General features: G+C 30.1%; 14 protein-coding genes and 1 pseudogene. 8 read left to right on the forward strand and 7 right to left on the reverse strand.

The window, feature by feature from the left end:
- The first annotated feature begins 14 nt into the window (after positions 1-14).
- The 6 genes and pseudogenes from IPM32_00065 (at position 15) to IPM32_00090 (ending at position 8,152) form a co-directional block, all read left to right on the forward strand.
- Positions 15-365: a DUF3147 family protein gene (locus IPM32_00065; protein MBK8943639.1), complete on the forward strand. Its 351-nt coding sequence runs from the start codon at positions 15-17 to the stop codon at positions 363-365.
- A gap of 16 nt (positions 366-381) precedes the next feature.
- A complete protein-coding gene (locus tag IPM32_00070) occupies positions 382-1,008 on the forward strand; it encodes a hypothetical protein (protein MBK8943640.1) in 627 nt (208 codons plus the stop codon).
- A gap of 374 nt (positions 1,009-1,382) precedes the next feature.
- A complete protein-coding gene (locus IPM32_00075) occupies positions 1,383-1,730 on the forward strand; it encodes a hypothetical protein (GenBank protein ID MBK8943641.1) in 348 nt (115 codons plus the stop codon).
- Positions 1,731-2,625: 895 nt separating this feature from the next.
- Positions 2,626-3,882, forward strand: a complete 1,257-nt coding sequence (locus tag IPM32_00080; GenBank protein ID MBK8943642.1) for a TolC family protein — start codon at positions 2,626-2,628, stop codon at positions 3,880-3,882.
- A 4-nt stretch (positions 3,883-3,886) separates the two neighbouring features.
- Complete coding sequence (locus IPM32_00085; GenBank protein ID MBK8943643.1) at positions 3,887-5,059, forward strand: efflux RND transporter periplasmic adaptor subunit; 1,173 nt, start codon at positions 3,887-3,889, stop codon at positions 5,057-5,059.
- A pseudogene (locus IPM32_00090) lies at positions 5,059-8,152 on the forward strand (efflux RND transporter permease subunit). The gene IPM32_00085 and the pseudogene IPM32_00090 overlap by 1 nt, the downstream one beginning before the upstream one ends.
- Positions 8,153-8,665: 513 nt before the next feature.
- Here the strand turns inward: IPM32_00090 and IPM32_00095 are convergent.
- The 7 genes from IPM32_00095 to IPM32_00125 form a co-directional block, all read right to left on the reverse strand.
- On the reverse strand, positions 8,666-9,457 hold the full coding sequence (locus tag IPM32_00095; GenBank protein ID MBK8943644.1) for a cation transporter: 792 nt from the start codon (positions 9,455-9,457) through the stop codon (positions 8,666-8,668).
- A 95-nt stretch (positions 9,458-9,552) separates the two neighbouring features.
- Positions 9,553-11,193: an Eco57I restriction-modification methylase domain-containing protein gene (locus IPM32_00100; protein MBK8943645.1), complete on the reverse strand. Its 1,641-nt coding sequence runs from the start codon at positions 11,191-11,193 to the stop codon at positions 9,553-9,555.
- Positions 11,194-11,354: 161 nt separating this feature from the next.
- Entirely contained in the window at positions 11,355-11,945 is a 591-nt protein-coding gene (locus IPM32_00105) for a hypothetical protein (GenBank protein ID MBK8943646.1), read from the reverse strand.
- Between the two features lie 161 nt (positions 11,946-12,106).
- Complete coding sequence (locus tag IPM32_00110; protein ID MBK8943647.1) at positions 12,107-12,613, reverse strand: hypothetical protein; 507 nt, start codon at positions 12,611-12,613, stop codon at positions 12,107-12,109.
- A 174-nt stretch (positions 12,614-12,787) separates the two neighbouring features.
- Positions 12,788-13,141 carry a DsrE family protein gene (locus IPM32_00115; GenBank protein ID MBK8943648.1) on the reverse strand — a complete coding sequence of 118 codons (354 nt, stop codon included), beginning with the start codon at positions 13,139-13,141 and terminating at the stop codon, positions 12,788-12,790.
- A gap of 18 nt (positions 13,142-13,159) precedes the next feature.
- Complete coding sequence (locus IPM32_00120; protein ID MBK8943649.1) at positions 13,160-13,729, reverse strand: class I SAM-dependent methyltransferase; 570 nt, start codon at positions 13,727-13,729, stop codon at positions 13,160-13,162.
- Between the two features lie 156 nt (positions 13,730-13,885).
- Complete coding sequence (locus tag IPM32_00125) at positions 13,886-14,098, reverse strand: chromate transporter (GenBank protein ID MBK8943650.1); 213 nt, start codon at positions 14,096-14,098, stop codon at positions 13,886-13,888.
- Between the two features lie 267 nt (positions 14,099-14,365).
- Here IPM32_00125 and IPM32_00130 point away from each other — a divergent pair, with 267 nt between their 5' ends.
- Entirely contained in the window at positions 14,366-14,782 is a 417-nt protein-coding gene (locus tag IPM32_00130; GenBank protein MBK8943651.1) for a hypothetical protein, read from the forward strand.
- Between the two features lie 94 nt (positions 14,783-14,876).
- Positions 14,877-18,230, forward strand: coding sequence for an efflux RND transporter permease subunit (locus tag IPM32_00135; GenBank protein ID MBK8943652.1), 3,354 nt, complete (start codon positions 14,877-14,879; stop codon positions 18,228-18,230).

Genomic DNA, 18,230 nt, shown 5'->3' on the forward strand with positions numbered 1-18,230 from the left:
AAAATGGAAGGATCATGTGGCAATATATTATTAAAATATTAGTCTCTGCATTTTTAATTGTTGCAGTTTCTGAAGTCTCTAAAAGAAGTTCTTTAATTGGCGGTATATTAGCTTCGTTACCGCTTGTTTCTGTTCTGGCAATTATCTGGCTTTATATTGAAACTAAGGATATTCAGAAGATTTCAAATCTTTCAACAAGTATTTTTTGGCTTGTAATTCCTTCACTTTCATTTTTTATTATTTTACCAATACTGCTAAAAACTAAACTGGACTTTTATTTGGCTCTCGTAATTTCAATAGCAATTATGATTGTTCTTTACTATTTGATGATATTTATTCTTTCTAAATTTAATATACATTTATAATAATTTTTGGTGAAGTATGCCATTTAGTTTAGAACAATTTCTTAACATATTTAAAGATTATAACCAAACTGTTTTTCCGTTGCAGTTATTTTTTAATATTCTAGCTCTAACTTCAATTGTTGTTTTAATTAAAAACTCAAATTACAAAAATAAGATCATCAACGGCACTTTAGCATTTTTATGGTTATGGATTGGAGTAGTTTATCACTTAATTTTCTTTACTGTTATTAATAAGGCTGCGTACTTTTTTGCATTAATTTTTATAATACAATCAATTATTTTTCTTTATATCGGTTTCTTTAAGAATATTTTCGTTTACGAATTTAGAAAAGATTGGCTAGGAATAATTAGTATTTTAATTATTATTTATGGTTTATTAATTTATCCAATTTTAGCATATCTCTTTGGTCATAAATATCCGTATCAGCCAACATTTGGTTTGCCTTGCCCAACAACAATATTCACATTTGGAATTTTATTATTCGCTAAAAAACCAATCAAATGGTACTTTATCCTTTTACCGCTTATTTGGGCTTTGATTGGTTCTACTGCTGCACTAAAATTAAATATTTATGAAGATGTAGGTTTATTGATTTCTGGTATTCTTGGATATTTTTTTGTTTTAAGAAATTCTAAATCGTAAGATTATTTTCAACTACTTTTTTGCTAAATAACTAAATTGAAAGTCAATATTAGCTTTATTGAAAATTACAATTTATATAGCCCGCGATTTCTACATCCATATTCCTTGATTCCTTATAGGACTGAAATTTTTCAAGTATACTCTCTAAATTGCTGCATAAAATTCTACCGCTTTATTCAATCACACTTTATTTGCTTTCAATTATAAATCTCAATTATAAATTCTTTCGCCTCTTTTATGATTAAAGATATTGTCACATTCTCTTTCTAATCTTTATTGAATTATATTTTAATCTCTTTTTGATTTGCTAGTTTTGTTTTAAAGTTTTTAATTAGAATGAAGTAAATTTTATTTTGATAATAATTTGGAATTGTATGAAACTTGTAATTTATCTTTTGGTTATTGCTTTTTGTTTAACTGTATTTGGATGTTCAAATTGTGACGGAGAAAATCCAACTGTTAAATTAGTAAATAACGGATCCGGAAAGGCAGATATTCAAATTAAAACTTCTGGCGGTAATACTGAGAATATTAATAATGTATTGGTTGGTACTGTATCCTCAAAAAGATCTTTTGATGAAGGCAACATTGAATTTACGATTAATATTCAAGGGGTAAATGAACCAATAGTTTATAATTTAAAAGTCTCGTCTTGCCGTGATTATATTGTAACAATTAATGCTGATAATTCTGTTGAAGGTTCTTCTTCAGAAAGGGATTAGTGAAATGCGATAATTTAAGATTAAAGATAATATTTTTGTGTTTAGTAATTCGTATTGGATTAAAATAAAATTAGTCTGTTGTTACTGATATCTTAAAACTATTATACTCTTCTTCACTAATCCAAAATTGCAGAGCAACTATTTTTACATTATTAAACTTTTGCGGCTCGCATCGACAATGTAAAAGAGTCCCAAATGCAGAATTACTGGTTACCTAGGTATACGCTTTTCGATGGACTTTATGGTCAATAACGATCATAAAATATTTCATATTATTATATATTTCATATCTTTTGCACCACTTCCAAAATGATTATAAATCAAATGCGCAAACCAATAAATTTAACTTTCAATATCAACGCATTTTACACTAGGCTTATTTGAAACTTAGAAATAGGTGCAAAGAAATTAATATTAATTTCATAATCAAATCTATGTATAAAATTAGTTATTGTATTGCAATACTCAATAGTTTATATTGTAAAATATGAAAAAATTCTTTTTAAAAACTAAGATAATTATTGGCATTTGGATTCTTTCAGCCTTACTGTTCTCATTTCTACACTCTGAACTTGGTTTTCTGAGTCACAACGAAAATAATCATTCCGAACACGATTTTTGTAATTTAGTTGACGATAGTACGCCGCCAACTATTAAAATTGTTAAAATTAATTTAATTTTATTTAAAGATTTTATTTCAATAAAACAAAAATTCATAGAGCAGAATTTACATGTAGACATAACTAGCTTAATAAATATAGACAAACCACATTTTTTATTAAAAACTAGTAAAGCCTACCTTTCCAAAAATTCATTTCTGATTTGATCTCTTAGTTTTTGCCTTAGTCCTCCCAATGGACATATTATAACATTTATTTATAAACTAGGAGAATTTATGAACAAGTATTTCTTGTTGTTCGTATTTGCATTTACTTATATTAAGTTATGTGGACAATCAGACAATATAAAGCTATCGTTAAACGATGCTTTAATGATTTCAATAAAACAAAATCCTTTATTGATTGAATCAAGTGAACAGATTAACGTTGCTGAAGGGCGATTTTGGAGTGGTATATCTCTACCAAAACCCTTGTTAGACTTAAGTCTTGAATTTATACCTATTAGTAAACGATTAAGTAATTATTCTGAGAAAACATTTTCAATCTTGCAAACTTTTGAGTTTCCAACAAACTATTTTCTAAAAGGAAATAAACTATCAAATGAAAAAGTGATAGCTAATTACCAGCACATTCAAAAAGAAAGGCAAATTATAGCTGAAGTAAAAACCGCATATTATAATGTTTTAACCAAGCAAGAACTTATTAAATATGCAAAGGAAAATCTTTCTATAAGTGAGGATTTTTATAATAAAGCTAAAATAAGGTATAATGTTGGCGAAGGTACTAATATTGAACTACTAACAGCAAAGGTACAACTAAGTGAAGCTAACAATAAGTTAAATATATCAGAAAATGAATTTAGGATTTCTTTAACGGAATTAAATTTCCTTTTAGGAAATGAATCGACAAAACATAACAATTATATACTTACTGATACATTAGAATTCAAGTTATTTAATCTTAATCTTGATGATATTTATTCGCTTTCTTCTAATAGTAATCCTTCAATAAAAATTGCTGAATTGAATATCGATATATCGTCAGTTGAAAGGACGATTGCTTGGTCTTCATTACTTCCAAATTTTAATCTTGCGTATTTCCGACAAGATTTAGATGGTAATGGTGGATTCTATGGTGCCTCATTTGGGATTGAAATTCCTTTGTGGTTTTTATTTGAACAGCGCGGTAACATAAAGGAAGCCAATGCTAAACATTTAATTTCAGATGCTCTTTATATCCAAACAAAGAATGAAATTTCACTGATTGCAAAGAATGCATATATGTTTTTTTTAGCTGCTTCTCAACAATTAAGTACTTATACAAATGATATTTTACCACAAGCCGAAGAAGTCTATCGAGCTGGTAAAAATAGTTATGACGTTGGTGAATTGACTTACTTAGAATATCTGCAAGTAAAACAATTGCTAAACTCTGCAAAAGAGAACTACATAGTTGCTTTATTCAATTACAATAAATCAATCGCATCATTAGAAGAAATTTTAGGTAAAAATATAAATGAACTGGAGAATTAACATAATGTATAAAAAATTTAATTATATAATATTTATTACCCTAATTACTGTATCATTCATAGGTTGCAAGGAAAATATAGAAGTAAAAGCTGAAGAACATTCAGATGATCATAGTGATGAAATTACTTTAACTATGGAAACAATAAAACAAATAAAATTAGCGACATTCACTGCCTCATTAATTCCAATTAGTGGTACAATTACAATTCCAGCAGAGGTAAAAACAAACCAAGATAATGAAGCTCAAATTGGTTCTCTTATTCAAGGTAGAGTGAATAAAGTTTTCGTAAAAGTTGGTGATTATGTAAAAGTCGGACAGGTCTTAATGACAGTTGAAGGGCTTGAAGTAGGTGAAATCAAATCTGGTTTTCTTAAAGCAAGAGCAAACTATGAATATGCTAAAACTAATTATGAGCGACAAAAAAAATTATTTGAAGCACAAATCGGTTCACAGAAATCATTTTTAGAAAGTCAATCTGAATATGTAAAAGCGGAAGCCGAATATCATGCCGAAGATAAAAAAATTCATTCGGTCGGTTTAAGTGATGATGACATTTTAAAGGAAAATGATGGGGACAAACATACATCAGGTACACTGCCAATTAAATCGTTAATAAATGGAATTGTTATCGAACGAAATGTTGTAATTGGACAACAAGTAGATGTTTCTACAACGGCATTTAAAATAATAAATACTAGTACTGTGTGGATTGATGGACATGTATATGAAAAGGATCTCAATAAAATTAACAATAACACAAAAACTTCATTTCTTACTGGCTCGTCTTCAAGTCATAAATTTTATGGGAATATTATTTATGTTGGTCAAACTGTTGATGATAAAACAAGAACCATTCTTATACGTGGTGAGTTCAATAATGCGGGAAATGAGCTAAAACCCCAAATGTTCGGTGAACTACAGATTGAAACCAATTCAAATGTAAAAGCTCTTTTAATTACGGAAACATCAATTGTTAAAGATGGAGAAAATTATAATGTATTTGTCCGAACTTCAGATACTAAATTCGAAAAAAGAGATGTTAAAATTGGTTCATCTATAAATGGTATGGTCGAGATAAAAGAAGGTATAACGGAAGGTGAAAAAATTGTTACTGATGGTGTCTTTTACTTAAAGAGCGAACTAAAAAAAGATGAATTAGAGGAGCATGAACACTAATGTTAGAAAAAATAATCGCTTTAACACTAAATCAAAAAGGTACGATACTATTCGTATCTCTTACAATTATAGCATTGGGTTTGTATTCATATTTTACCTTACCCATTGATGCATTCCCGGATGTAACAAATATCCAGGTTGAAATTATCAGTCACGCAGATGGACTTTCTGCAATAGAAATTGAAAGGAATGTTACATATCCGATTGAAACTTCTATGCGGGGATTACCAAATTTAGAACAAATGCGATCTGTAACTAAGTTCGGATTATCTATTGTTACTTTAATTTTCAAGGATGATGTAGATATATATTTTGCGCGACAATTGGTTTTTGAGCGTTTGGCAGAAGCTAAAGAAAATGTACCCGAAGGGGTAGAAATTGCAATGGGCCCAATTGCTACTGTTATGGGCGAAATTTATCAATACACTCTTGAAGGTAAAGTACCAGTAGATTCACTTGAAAAAATAGTTTATTTGTCTGATTTACGAACTATACAGGAATGGATATTAACTCCCCAGTTAAAAAGTGTATGTGGGTGTAAATGAAATAAATTCTTTTGGTGGATATTTCAAACAATACCATGTAATTCTGTCTTCGGAAAAACTAATTAAATACAACCTTGCGGCGGAAGATATTTACAATGCAATTGAAGATAACAATCAAAATGTTGGAGGAAATATTCTTGAAAGAGATTCTGATCAACATATAGTTCGTGGAGTGGGTTTAATAAAAAGTATATCTGACATCGAAAATATAGTCCTAAAATCTTCTGACGGGATTCCTACTTTTCTTAAAGATGTAGCACATGTTAAAATTGGTGAAGCTGTGCGATTGGGTGCTGCAATGATAAATGGTAAAGACGAATGTGTTGGCGGAATTGTAATGATGTTACGCGGAGAAAATAGCCGTGATGTTGTAGATAGAGTTAAGGAAAAGGTTGAAGAAATAAACAGCAATAATATACTGCCAAATGGAATAAAAATAGTTCCATATTATGATAGAAGTGATATTGTAAATGAAAGTGTGAATACAGTAAACTTGGCTTTAATTGAAGGAGCAATACTTGTGCTTATAATACTCTATTTACTTCTTAGAAGCTTTAGAGGAAGTATTGTGGTTCTTATTGCCCTACCTTTATCACTTCTAATAACATTTATTGTTATGAAGTTAGTTGGTTTAAGTGCAAACCTTATGTCATTAGGCGGTTTAGCTATATCAATTGGAATGATAATAGACGCAACAATAATCCAGGTTGAAAATGTTCAGCGGCATTTAAGCGAAGAAGGTAATAAATGCCCTAAGATTAAAACAGTTTTAAGGGCAGTTCTTGAAGTTAGAAAGCCAAGTATATTTGGTGAGCTGATAATAGCTATAACCTTTATTCCAATTCTATCATTAGAAGGAATTGAAGGAAAAATGTTTGCACCGCTTGCAAAGACAGTTGCGATTGCCCTTTTATCATCTCTACTGCTTTCAATATTTGTTATACCGGTTCTGAGCTCAATATTCCTGAAATCTCAACCTGAGAAAGAGAGTATAATAATTAAATATGCTAAAAAGTTTTATCAACCAATACTTGAATTCTCGATGAATAATCGAATTAAATTAATTAGTGGTGCATGTGTATTTTTATTATTTGCTTTATTTCTATCAACACGTCTTGGAACAGAATTCATTCCTATTATGGATGAAGGTGCCTTTGATATGGATATTGCTCTTCTTCCTGGAGTTTCACTATCTAAAGCTATGGAAATAAATAAACTTGCTGCAGAAAAAATGAAACAATTTGATGAACTTGAAATTATTGTTTCAAGAACTGGTCAGACTGGCGTTGCTCTTGATACACGAGGAGTTGATAAAACTGGATATGTTGGTGTGCTCAAACCAAAAAATGAATGGACACGGAATATTACCCGAGATGAACTTACTAATGAGATGCGCGAGTCACTAGAATCAATACCTGGAATTGGTTTTGGATTCAGCCAACCGATACAATGCAGAATTGATGAAATAGTTGCTGGTACTCGTGCACAGTTAATTATAAAACTTTTTGGAGATGATATTGAAAAACTTAAAATAATATCTGATCAAATTGCAAAAACACTTAGCAAAGTGTTTGGTGTTGCTGATTTAATGACTGAAAAAATCAGTGGACAACCATATTTAACTGTTGATATTGATCGATCAAAAATTGCTCGCTATGGAATAAACATAAAACAAGTGCAAAGTGTAATAGAAATTGCTGTTGCTGGTAAGTCTGCGTCAAAATTCTATGAGGAAGATAAAAACTTTGATATTGTTGTACGGCTGCCTGAAGAAAAAAGAAATTCAATTCAAACTATTGGGGATATTTTAATCCCAACTCCTGAAGATTCAAATATACCACTTGGGCAATTAGCTCAAATAGAAATGGTTGAGGGTCCAGTTCAAATTAGTCGTGATGATGGAAAAAGAAGAATAGGAATAGAGATGAATATAAGCGGAAGAGATATTGGTGGTTTTGTTGAAGAAGCAAAGAAAAAAATAAAAGATAATGTTGAACTGCCAGCAGGATATTATCTGACGTGGGGTGGTCAATTTGAAAATCAGGAAAGAGCAATGAACAAACTTCTTATAATTGGACCGATTGTAATAGGTTTAATCTTACTCTTACTCTTTGTAACTTTTAAGTCAATAAGACTAGCTCTACTTGTTATATCAAACTTACCATTTGCATTAATTGGTGGAATAATTTCATTATACATTTCAGATCTATATTTATCCGTTCCTGCATCGGTAGGTTTTATTGTACTTTTTGGTGTGGCCGTATTAAATGGTCTTGTATTAGTATCTCACATCGCACAGTTACGTGAAGAAGGATTAGAAATTAAACAAGCAATATTAAAAGGTTCGCTGAATAGATTAAGACCAGTTTTAATGACTGCATCTATTGCAACATTTAGTTTGATTCCTATGATATTTGCTAGCGGTACTGGTTCAGAGATTCAAAAACCTTTAGCAACAGTTGTGGTTGGTGGTTTAATTACATCAACATTATTTACACTTGTTTTAATCCCATCAATTTATACTTGGTTTGAAAAACGAAAAATATAATTAGAGTTGTGTTAATTTTATGGCTTACTAAATTTAATTTTGGTAAGCCTAACTTTACAATATTTTATTTATGAGTTAAAAGCAGTGATAGGACAATTCATTTAAGTATAATTATTGAAATAAATTTCAGAAATAATTATAAGCTGATTAAACAGAAATTTTAGAACTCAATTCAAATATTGAATCAATAAAATGAAAAATGATTTTATTGAAATAAGATTTCTACTATTTATATCATTTAGTCATTTTTAAGATTTTGATTTTGTTAAATGAATACAAAATAAAATTAGTTTGTTGTTTCTGAAATCTTAAAACTATTATACTCTACTTCAATCATCCAAAATTGAGGATCAACAATTTTTACCTCTTCATAGGTTAGGTTATAAAGTTTGTAAACCACAAATTTCATTATATTATTCTTTATTCAAATTCTTCTAGTTTTATAACAATAGTTTAAACTTACATTTCGTTAATATTACAAAGATTATTATCAATTTTTACGAGTCTGATTTATTATTTTCCTAGTTTCAAAATTCTCATCGCACCCTGTATTACTAAAACAAATACTATTGTTCCAATCATTAAGTCTGGTTTATTTGAATCAAATATTTTTACAAGTATTCCAGCAACAATTACTCCAATATTTATAATTACATCATTTGATGTAAATATCATGCTTGCTTGCATGTGAGCTTCTTTACTTTTAGATTTTTGAAGAAGATATAAACAAATGCCATTTGCAATTAGTGCAAAAATTGAAATTATAATCATCGTTGAAAAATCTGGGGAACTTTCTGCTCCCAAAAACCTTCTTAAAACCTCAATAAATCCGATAAATGCTAAAGTCATTTGAAAATAGCCAGCTAATTTGGCAATTTTTTTCTTTCTTATTAAACTTCCTCCAACTGCGAACAAACTTAATCCATAAACAAATGAATCTGCTAACATATCTAAACTATCAGCCACCAGACCCATTGACTCAGAAATTATCCCAGTAATCATTTCTAATAAGAAAAAAACAAAATTAATTAATAAAACTGCCCATAATAATTTTCGTTGATTTTTGTTTTCGTTTTGCACAATAAATTCAGTTTTTTCTGAACTTAATAATTTTTCTCCGAGACTTAATTCGCTAATCGCTTCTTCTATTGCTTGAAATTCTCCGTCATGCAAAACTGTTAATTTTCTGTTTTGAATATCGAATGAGAGATTTTTAATATTTGTAAATGAATCTAATTTCATCCGAATTAAATTTTCTTCAGAGGGGCAATCCATTTTTGAAATCTCAAAAATTGTTTTGTTCACAACTCTACCTATTAAACATGATTATAAAATATTATTTATATCATTCAAACTTTTAATATTAATTTAGAAAACTCGTAAAAATTTAACATCAAATTTCATTTCAATTCCTTTTCACCAATTTCATAATTATTATACTCTTCTTCACTTAACCAAAATTGAGGATCTACAATTTTTACTTCTTCATAGGTTAGGTTGTAAAGTTTGTAAACCATTACATCTATTTCGTTATCTGTTTTGGTTATTTCTTCTTGTAGCTGATTTATTTTTGTTTTATACTCGTTAAAATATTCTTCCCATTCGTCTTGTTGCTTGAGCGATAATTCAATTTTTTGTTTTTTTAATTCAGTTTTAAAACCAAGAAAATTATACAAATAAAACTCATCAATTCTTTTAGGAACACTGTTAATAAAAAAATTATCCTTTATTCTATGAATAAACTTTTCTCTAATTGAATTCAATAAAAGCTTTGAATTAATAATATAGTCTGCTTTTTCTTTTAATAAATTTTGATTACTCGGTAAAACTATTGGGATTCTTGATAAATATTCTTTCGAAATATTTACAGTCAGAGTTGATTCATTAGTAAACTGATTATTATAAAACCAATTAATCAATTTAGAATTCAATAATGCTAAAATAAATTTATAATCAAATTTAGAATCTTCCTTTAGTATAATATTATTTATTGATTCTTTGTTGTAATACCTATTATTATCATATGCTACTTTCAAAGGTTTTGCTCCACCAGTTATCCTCTGGACTAATAATTTCTCGTTAACTTCAAAAACTTTGGGAGATCTTGGTCTATGTAATAACTCTGGTTTATACTTTAGATATTTTGTAATTGGTTTTATAAAATAAGCTCCAATATCTTTACCTTCTAAGAAAGCTTTATAATCTTCAATTTGTTTATCAAAAATAAGTTCATTTCTATTCTTAGTTATTACAACACCAAAAATTATTTCCATACATTCATTACCAAGTAAACTTTTATTCGTATTTATTTTTTTTAATAGTTCTGCTTTTTCTGCTGAAAGATTAGAAGTAATGATATATTGATTTTTAATAATATCATTAATGGAAATTTTATCATATGAACCTGAAAAATCCTTGATGACTTTTAAGAAATGTTGGTTATTAGTTTTAATTTTTTTTGCGATTAAAATAATGGCTGTTGTAATAGCAGTTTGAAAAACATCATTTCCTAAATCTGCTAATTCTCTAAACAGAAAATTATTAATAAAGTATTTTCTTGACTCATGATAAGAAGTAACTCTTAGGTAAGTATTAGGAATAATAAAGGAAAATTCTCCGTTATCCTTTAATAACAAATAAGATTTTTCGATAAAAAGAGTAAATAAATTTACCTTACCAATTCCTGTTATAAATATTTTCTTAAAATATTCTTTTTCAATATTAGAAATTCCTTCATTACCACCAAAGACATAAGGCGGATTTCCAATTACAACATCAAAACCGCCGTTACTCATTATTTCCTTAAATTCTTCATTCCAATTAAATGCTTTATTTCCGGCTACTTTCGGATCATCAATTAAAGAATTTCCGCATTTTATATTATTGCTTAGTGTAGAAAGTTTTCTTCCTTTTTTTGCAGTTCTCAGCCACAAAGAAAGTTTTGCAATTTCAACGGCTTCCTCATTTATATCAACACCATAAATATTATTTTCAACAATATCTTTTTCATATTCGGAAATTGTAAACGCTTCTTTCAGCAAAGAGCTTTTATGTTCATCAATCCATTTATGCTCTTTTATTAAAAATTCCAGCGCTTGATTTAAGAATGCTCCGCTTCCGCAAGCCGGATCAAGTATTTTCAGCGATAAAATATATTCTCTGTATTTATCAAGATTATCAAATAATATTTTTGCTTTCTGGTTTAACTTCCCTTTTGCGTTCTGCTGCTTTCTAAAATTGTTTCGTCAATTTCATCAAGATTTAATTCTTTTTTCTTTTCGGTACACAAAGAGCCAATCGTATTATCAACAATATATTTTGTAATGTATTTTGGAGTGTAAAAAATTCCATCTTTTTTGCGTTTGGATTTTTCACGCTCAACTAAATTGCCTTCCAGTTCTGCGGTTAGTTCTTCAATTTCCGATAAGCTGTGTTCAAAAATATGTCCTAAAATATTTACATCAACTTCACTGCTGAAATCATAAGAAGAAAGTTTTATAATATCGGTAAGTAAAATTTCATCATCGATTTTTACATTATCCAGAATTTCATCTTCTTGAAATAATCCGCCGTTATATGCCGGAAGCGAATATTCTTCGTAAGTATGCCCAACATTTAAATGATTGAAAAATTTTACAAATCTTGTGTAAAGCGGTTTCGCTTCATCCAGAGATTTTAATTGTTTCCATTGATCAACTATTCTGGTTATTGAGTTTGGCGGAACTAATAAACTATCTTCTGCAAAGAGTATGAATAAAATTCTATCTAATAATTTTTGCGAACTTTTGAACAAGCTAAGTTTATCAAATTGCGGATTATTTTTTACAAGGTTATTATAGATTTTATGTTTGAATTGCGAGTAATCTTTGTATAGTTTATCGGAAATATTTTCTTCATGTAATCTTGATTCTTCTTTTACTTTTAACGGAATTCCGTTAAGAATATTTTTACTGTTTAGCAGAAAGTAAAAAGTTTGAAATCATTTTCTGTTAATGTAAATAGATTGAATTCTTCCCACTCAGTTGCATTATCAATATAAAAATTGAGTTTTTCAAAGTTTGATGTTATTACAAATCTGCATTTGTTTTGATGATTTTTATAATTAAATGCTTGTGTTGTGATTGATTCCAGATTAACCGTTTTTGTTGATTTAAGCTCGATTACGCCGATTGCATTTCCATCTTGAAGAATTGCACCATCCGCTTTTTTAGAATCAGTTTCGTTCTTAAATTCAGTTGTAAGATTGTAATTTTTATCGGGATTTATCGTATATCCCAAAACTTGAACGAATATTTCCCGTAAAAATCCTTCTTGATAGTTTTCTTCCTTTAAGAGTTTAATGTTTTCTATTCGTTCGGAATCACCGTAAAATTCTCTGAATTTATTATAAGCAGAAGTAACTTCTTTGGAATCTAAATTGGAAAGGTATTTCTTAATTACAGATTTTTGAAAAAGGGACATAAACAAATCTCAAGTTTAACATCAAACTATTTAATAATCAAAAATAAAAAAATAGCATTAGAAAAATCATTTACTTCTAAAAGTACACAAATAATTTTTTCAATAATATTCTATATTTTTATTTCACTGTAGCTGTCCCAAAAGTAACCGGTCTGCCATCGGATTCATAACATATTAAAATGTTATAACTTTTTCACTATCAAGAGTCAATCGAACAAGTTCTTTCATATCACTTCTCGCAACACCGTCAAGTAATTTTAATTCAGCAAAACCTCTTGCATCCATGCACGTTCCGCAAGCTTTTATTTTTCCTCCTTTTAAAATTACAGCTTTCATCATTCTCTCAATGTTATAATAACCTTGAGGTGTATTTTGATTTGGAATTCCGCAGCCAACAGCATCTGCCATTAAGAAAATTGCTACTTCTGTTTCTGAGCTTTCTTTTTGAATGTTCATTGCAAGCCTTAATGCATTATATGCTTTTTCTGTTCCATAAGGTCCATCATTAATTATTATTAGTAATTTCATAATTGCTATTCCTTAAATTTATTTTTTAATTCCAATAATTCCATAATGGTAGGGTGGAAGATCTATTTCTTTCTTTAAAATATCAAATCCTGCAACTTTAAGCCAATCTATACATTGTTCTGGTTTTGGTCTTATATTTAGGGAGGGTCCGCGTGGAGTATCCTCAGAATATATCCAATGAATAATTGCAATTCTACCATTCTTTTTTAAAATACGAGAGGCTTCCATTAGTAAACTTATCGGTTCTTCAGTATGTAAAATATTAAATAACATAATATATTCTACAGTTTCGTTTTCCAATCCGGTACCATCCTTGACGAAATCTCTTTGCAATAATATAACGTTGTTAATATTTTTTTCCTGTAATTTGTTTTGAACAAGTTTTATCAAATTTGGTTCAATATCAATTGCATATAGATATCCGTTAATTATTTTTGATGCTGGAATACTGAAAGTACCATAACCTGATCCAAATTCAACAACATCTTTTACTTCTTCATGTAGTTCAAGTTTTCTTAATACTTCTTCCGGATTAAAAAATGAATCCCACATTTCTTCTTCGGGCATTCCGCTGTTTCTTACTTTCATATTTTTCTGCCTATTTGAATAAATATCCAAGTAAAGCAGCTCCAATTATAATTTAAGCTGAATTTACTTTCTTATATTTCAAAAATACTACGCCACTTTAAATTGCAAAGATAATAGTTTTCCAGTCAATTAATACTTCTATCTCTAACTTAATACCTAAATTAACATTATTGCAATTGCACTTATATTAACGGCATCTAAAGATATTGAGAATACTTTTGATTTTCTTAATCGTAGTATTAAAGGATTTAACATTATAACAAAAATGAATGATGGGATCATTATTGCAATTGTTGCGACTAAAGCACCGGAAACTCCGGCAATTTGATAGCCAATAAAAGTGGCTGAACTTAAAAATGGTCCGGGCATAAACTGACCGACTGCAATTGCATCCAATTATTCTTGTCGTGTTAACCAATTTAAACCTTGTACAAATTGCCATCAAACTGTGGAAAACTGTCTTTTTGGAAACTTGCTATATAAAATTATACTGTTATGTATTCATAAAACTTTTAGTAATTTGAATCAAATATAATAATAAGCTTTTTTTTAATTTTAGTATTTCTTTGTATAAAAGACAAATTATCTAAATTTAACAATTGACTTTTGCCAGATGATTAATTACTTTCGTATCAAATGATCAGAAAGATAATTACATATTCCCTATTATCAATTTTTCTATTATCCACAATAGGAGTTCCGATTACAATTCATTATTGTCAGATGATGAATTCGGTTTCGTTTCAAGTTTGCGAAATGTGTGAGAATTCTACTGCGGATTGTTGCAAAGATGTAGACACAAATGCAAGTATATTTTTACAAGAAAATGAAATATGCTGCACCGCTAGATTTATCGCTGAACCATTATCTGAGAAATATATATCCGTTTTTACAGAAATTCAAAAACTTGATGAAAAATCATTTGTAAATATTCTACCTTTGGAAATTTTAATTTCCCAAAACATAACTAATTCGAGCTTTGCTGCTGATAATTCACCGCCCGATACTTATTCAAATTCACTCTATCTAAATAACTCTATCCTTTTAATTTAAATCTTCTTTTCTTTTACGAATTGTTGAATGGAATAACTACGTCTTTTCAATAATCATATTTTAGATAATTCTAATAATTGTTTAGGAAAAGAAAATGATTGAAAAAATAATTGATTGGTCAGCCAATAACAGATTTATAGTAATACTGCTCTACATTATCTTGATCGGTTTTGGCATTTACAGTGTCATTAACTTGCCTGTGGATGCAATTCCTGATCTCTCCGAAAACCAGGTGATAATTTTTACAGAATGGATGGGACGATCACCGCAGATCATAGAAGATCAGGTTACATTTCCTATTGTATCAGGTTTACAAGGATTGCCGGATGTAAAAGCTGTTAGAGCTAATTCAATGTTCGGAATGTCATTCGTCTTTGTGATTTTCGAAGACAATGTCGATCCATATTTTGCACGATCCCGGGTTCTTGAAAGGATGAATACAATACAAGCACAACTACCTTCCGGTGTTGTACCTTCGTTAGGACCGGATGGAACTGGTGTTGGACACGTTTATTGGTACACAGTTGAAGGTAAGGATTTTGATCTTGGAACATTACGATCTATTCATGATTGGTATATAAGATACAAACTGTCTTCAGTTGAAGGTGTGGCCGAAGTCGCTAGTATTGGCGGATATGTAAAGCAGTATCAAGTAGATGTTAATCCAAATGATTTAAGGGCGTATAACCTTACTGTATCAGATGTTGTTAACTCAATCCAACGAAGTAATAATGAAGTTGGCGGAAAAATATTGGAGGTAGGCGATGCAGAATATTTTGTTCGTGGTCAAGGTTATATCAAATCAAAAGAAGATGTTGAAAACACAGTAGTTAAATCTGTGGTAAACGGAATACCAGTACTTATAAAAAATGTAGCAAAGGTTCAGATTGGTGGAGACATCCGCCGAGGTGCATTAGAAAAAAATGGTAAAGGTCAGGCTGTTGGTGGAATAATTGTAATGAGAAATGGTGAAAATGCACAGCAGGTAATCGATAGAGTAAAAGAAAAGATTAAAGAAATTTCTCCGGGTTTGCCTTCGGGTGTTGAAATAGTAACATCCTATGATAGAAGTACATTAATTAAAGAAGCAGTGGGTACTTTAGAAAGAGCACTTTTAGAAGCATCAATAACCGTTTCAATTATGGTTATGATTTTCTTGATGCACTTTAGAAGTATTGTTAGAATTTTAATTGAGTTACCAATCTCGATTCTTATTGCTTTTATTTTAATGTACTTGTTTGGTATCTCATCCAATATTATGTCTCTTGGTGGTATAATCTTAGCAGTCGGTGTAATTGTAGATTCCTCTATTGTTCTGGTGGAAAATGCTTACCGTAATCTTGCTAAAGCATTGGAAGAAAAAAAACATTTAACACCTGATGAGTACAAAAAGATTTCTATTGATTCTGCTAAACAAGTCGGCAGAGCAATCTTCTTTTCTGAGTTAATAATTCTTACATCTTTTTTACCGGTGTTTTTATTAACCGGTCAAGAAGGTAAAATGTTTCATCCTCTTGCTTATACAAAATCATTTGCAATGATAGGTTCTGCAATTGTTGTTATCTCTCTTATTCCTGTTTTAATGACTATGCTTATGCGCGGTAAGTTCAAACCTGAAGATAAAAATCCAACAACAAGATTTTTTATTCGATTGTACGAACCCGTAATTCATTGGGTACTAAAACATAGAAAAATAACAATCGGATTAAATGTAATAGCACTGTTAATTACCGTCCCGATGATTATAAATACTGGAAGTGAGTTTATACCTCCACTTGATGAAGGATCAATTCTTTATATGCCTGTTACACTTCCGGGTGCTTCAATTACTGAAGTAAATAGAATATTACAGGAACAAGATAAAATAATTATGACAATTCCTGAAGTACATCACGTGCTTGGAAAGACTGGCAGAGCTGAAACCGCAACTGATAATGCTCCCTTAAGTATGATTGAAACTATTATTCTACTCAAGCCAAAATATGAATGGCGCCCTGGTATTTCTAAGCAGGATATAGTTGCCGAACTTGATTCAAAATTACAAATTCCTGGTGTGCGTAACGGTTGGACACAACCGATCATCAACAGAATAAATATGCTTTCTACTGGAGTAAGAACAGATATCGGTTTCAAAATATTTGGACCTAATCTTGATACTCTTGAAACTTATGCTATCAAAGCTGAAAATTTATTAAAGAAAGTTGATGGTGCCGCTGATGTAGTTGCTGAGCGTGTACAGAATGGATATTACTTAGACATTCAAATCAAACGTGATATTGCAGCTCGTTATGGTATTAACATCCGCGATTTACAAGATATTATTGAAACAGCTATTGGTGGACAAAACTTAGGTATTGTGATTGAAGGAAGGATGCGTTTCCCAATACGTATGCGTTATCAAAAAGACTTCCGTGATAATGCTGAAGAAATTAAAAGCCTTATTGTACCGGTGAGCCTTTCAAATCAAATGAGCATTCAATCAACAATGAGTAACAATACACAAAATGGTATGAGTGGTGGAACTTCAAATAGTATGTCTTCTATGGGTAGTACAAATAATTCCATTGCACCTCCTCAATCAACAAGTATTCAAAATAATTACTCATTGCTAAGTACAGAACAAAATGCAGTTACTTATCTCCCAATTTCAGAATTAGCCGAAGTTAAGGTTTTAACAGGACCTCCAATGATTAGCAGTGAAAATGGAATGTTAAGATCAATAGTTTTTATGAATACACGTGGCAGAGATATGGGTAATGTTATGGTTGATGCAAAAAAAATTATAGAAAATAATCTTAAACTCCCTGCAGGTTATAGTTATACCTGGAGTGGCCAATATGAAAGCAAAGTGCGGGCACAACAGACAATTGAAATTATAATGCCGGTTGTTTTCTTTTTAATCTTTTTTCTGCTCTTCCTTACCCTTAAAGATTATGTTGAAGCCGGAGTAGTTATGCTTTCAGTACCTTTTGCACTTTTAGGTGGTATGTATATGATCTATATACTTGGATATAATTTTTCAGTTGCCGTTTGGGTTGGATTTATCGCTTTATATGGTATTGCCGTTGAAACAGGTGTTATCATGGTAGTGTATTTGCATGAAGCCCTTGATAGAAAATTAAGTGCACATCAAAAAGGTTTGCGTGGACCTATTACAAATGAAGATATATATCAAGCAATTGTCGAAGGTTCAGTCTTAAGATTAAGACCAAAACTAATGACTGTGTTTACAGCAATGGTTGGATTGATTCCGATTATGTGGTCTTCAGGTACAGGTTCAGATGTTATGAAACCGCTTACGGCACCGATGATAGGTGGTTTGCTTACTAGTGCTATACACGTTCTTGTAGTTACTCCAGTTCTTTTTGCAATGATGAAAGAACACGCTCTTAAAAAAGGAAAGTTAGAACTTTCAAAAATGGCTGGTTGGATGAAGGAGGGTGATTGA

This window comes from Ignavibacteriota bacterium, from assembly GCA_016716225.1.
GTDB lineage: Bacteria > Bacteroidota > Ignavibacteria > Ignavibacteriales > Melioribacteraceae.

What these genes read in the sequence shown, in the direction of transcription:
- IPM32_00125 (MBK8943650.1), bottom strand. Translation starts at nt 14,098, where the DNA reads ATGCCCGGACCATTTTTAAGTTCAGCCACTTTTATTGGCTATCAAATT.
- IPM32_00110 (MBK8943647.1), bottom strand. Translation starts at nt 12,613, where the DNA reads ATGTCCCTTTTTCAAAAATCTGTAATTAAGAAATACCTTTCCAATTTA.
- IPM32_00135 (MBK8943652.1), top strand. Translation starts at nt 14,877, where the DNA reads ATGATTGAAAAAATAATTGATTGGTCAGCCAATAACAGATTTATAGTA.
- IPM32_00080 (MBK8943642.1), top strand. Translation starts at nt 2,626, where the DNA reads ATGAACAAGTATTTCTTGTTGTTCGTATTTGCATTTACTTATATTAAG.
- IPM32_00065 (MBK8943639.1), top strand. Translation starts at nt 15, where the DNA reads ATGTGGCAATATATTATTAAAATATTAGTCTCTGCATTTTTAATTGTT.
- IPM32_00075 (MBK8943641.1), top strand. Translation starts at nt 1,383, where the DNA reads ATGAAACTTGTAATTTATCTTTTGGTTATTGCTTTTTGTTTAACTGTA.
- IPM32_00120 (MBK8943649.1), bottom strand. Translation starts at nt 13,729, where the DNA reads ATGAAAGTAAGAAACAGCGGAATGCCCGAAGAAGAAATGTGGGATTCA.
- IPM32_00130 (MBK8943651.1), top strand. Translation starts at nt 14,366, where the DNA reads ATGATCAGAAAGATAATTACATATTCCCTATTATCAATTTTTCTATTA.
- IPM32_00115 (MBK8943648.1), bottom strand. Translation starts at nt 13,141, where the DNA reads ATGAAATTACTAATAATAATTAATGATGGACCTTATGGAACAGAAAAA.
- IPM32_00070 (MBK8943640.1), top strand. Translation starts at nt 382, where the DNA reads ATGCCATTTAGTTTAGAACAATTTCTTAACATATTTAAAGATTATAAC.
- IPM32_00085 (MBK8943643.1), top strand. Translation starts at nt 3,887, where the DNA reads ATGTATAAAAAATTTAATTATATAATATTTATTACCCTAATTACTGTA.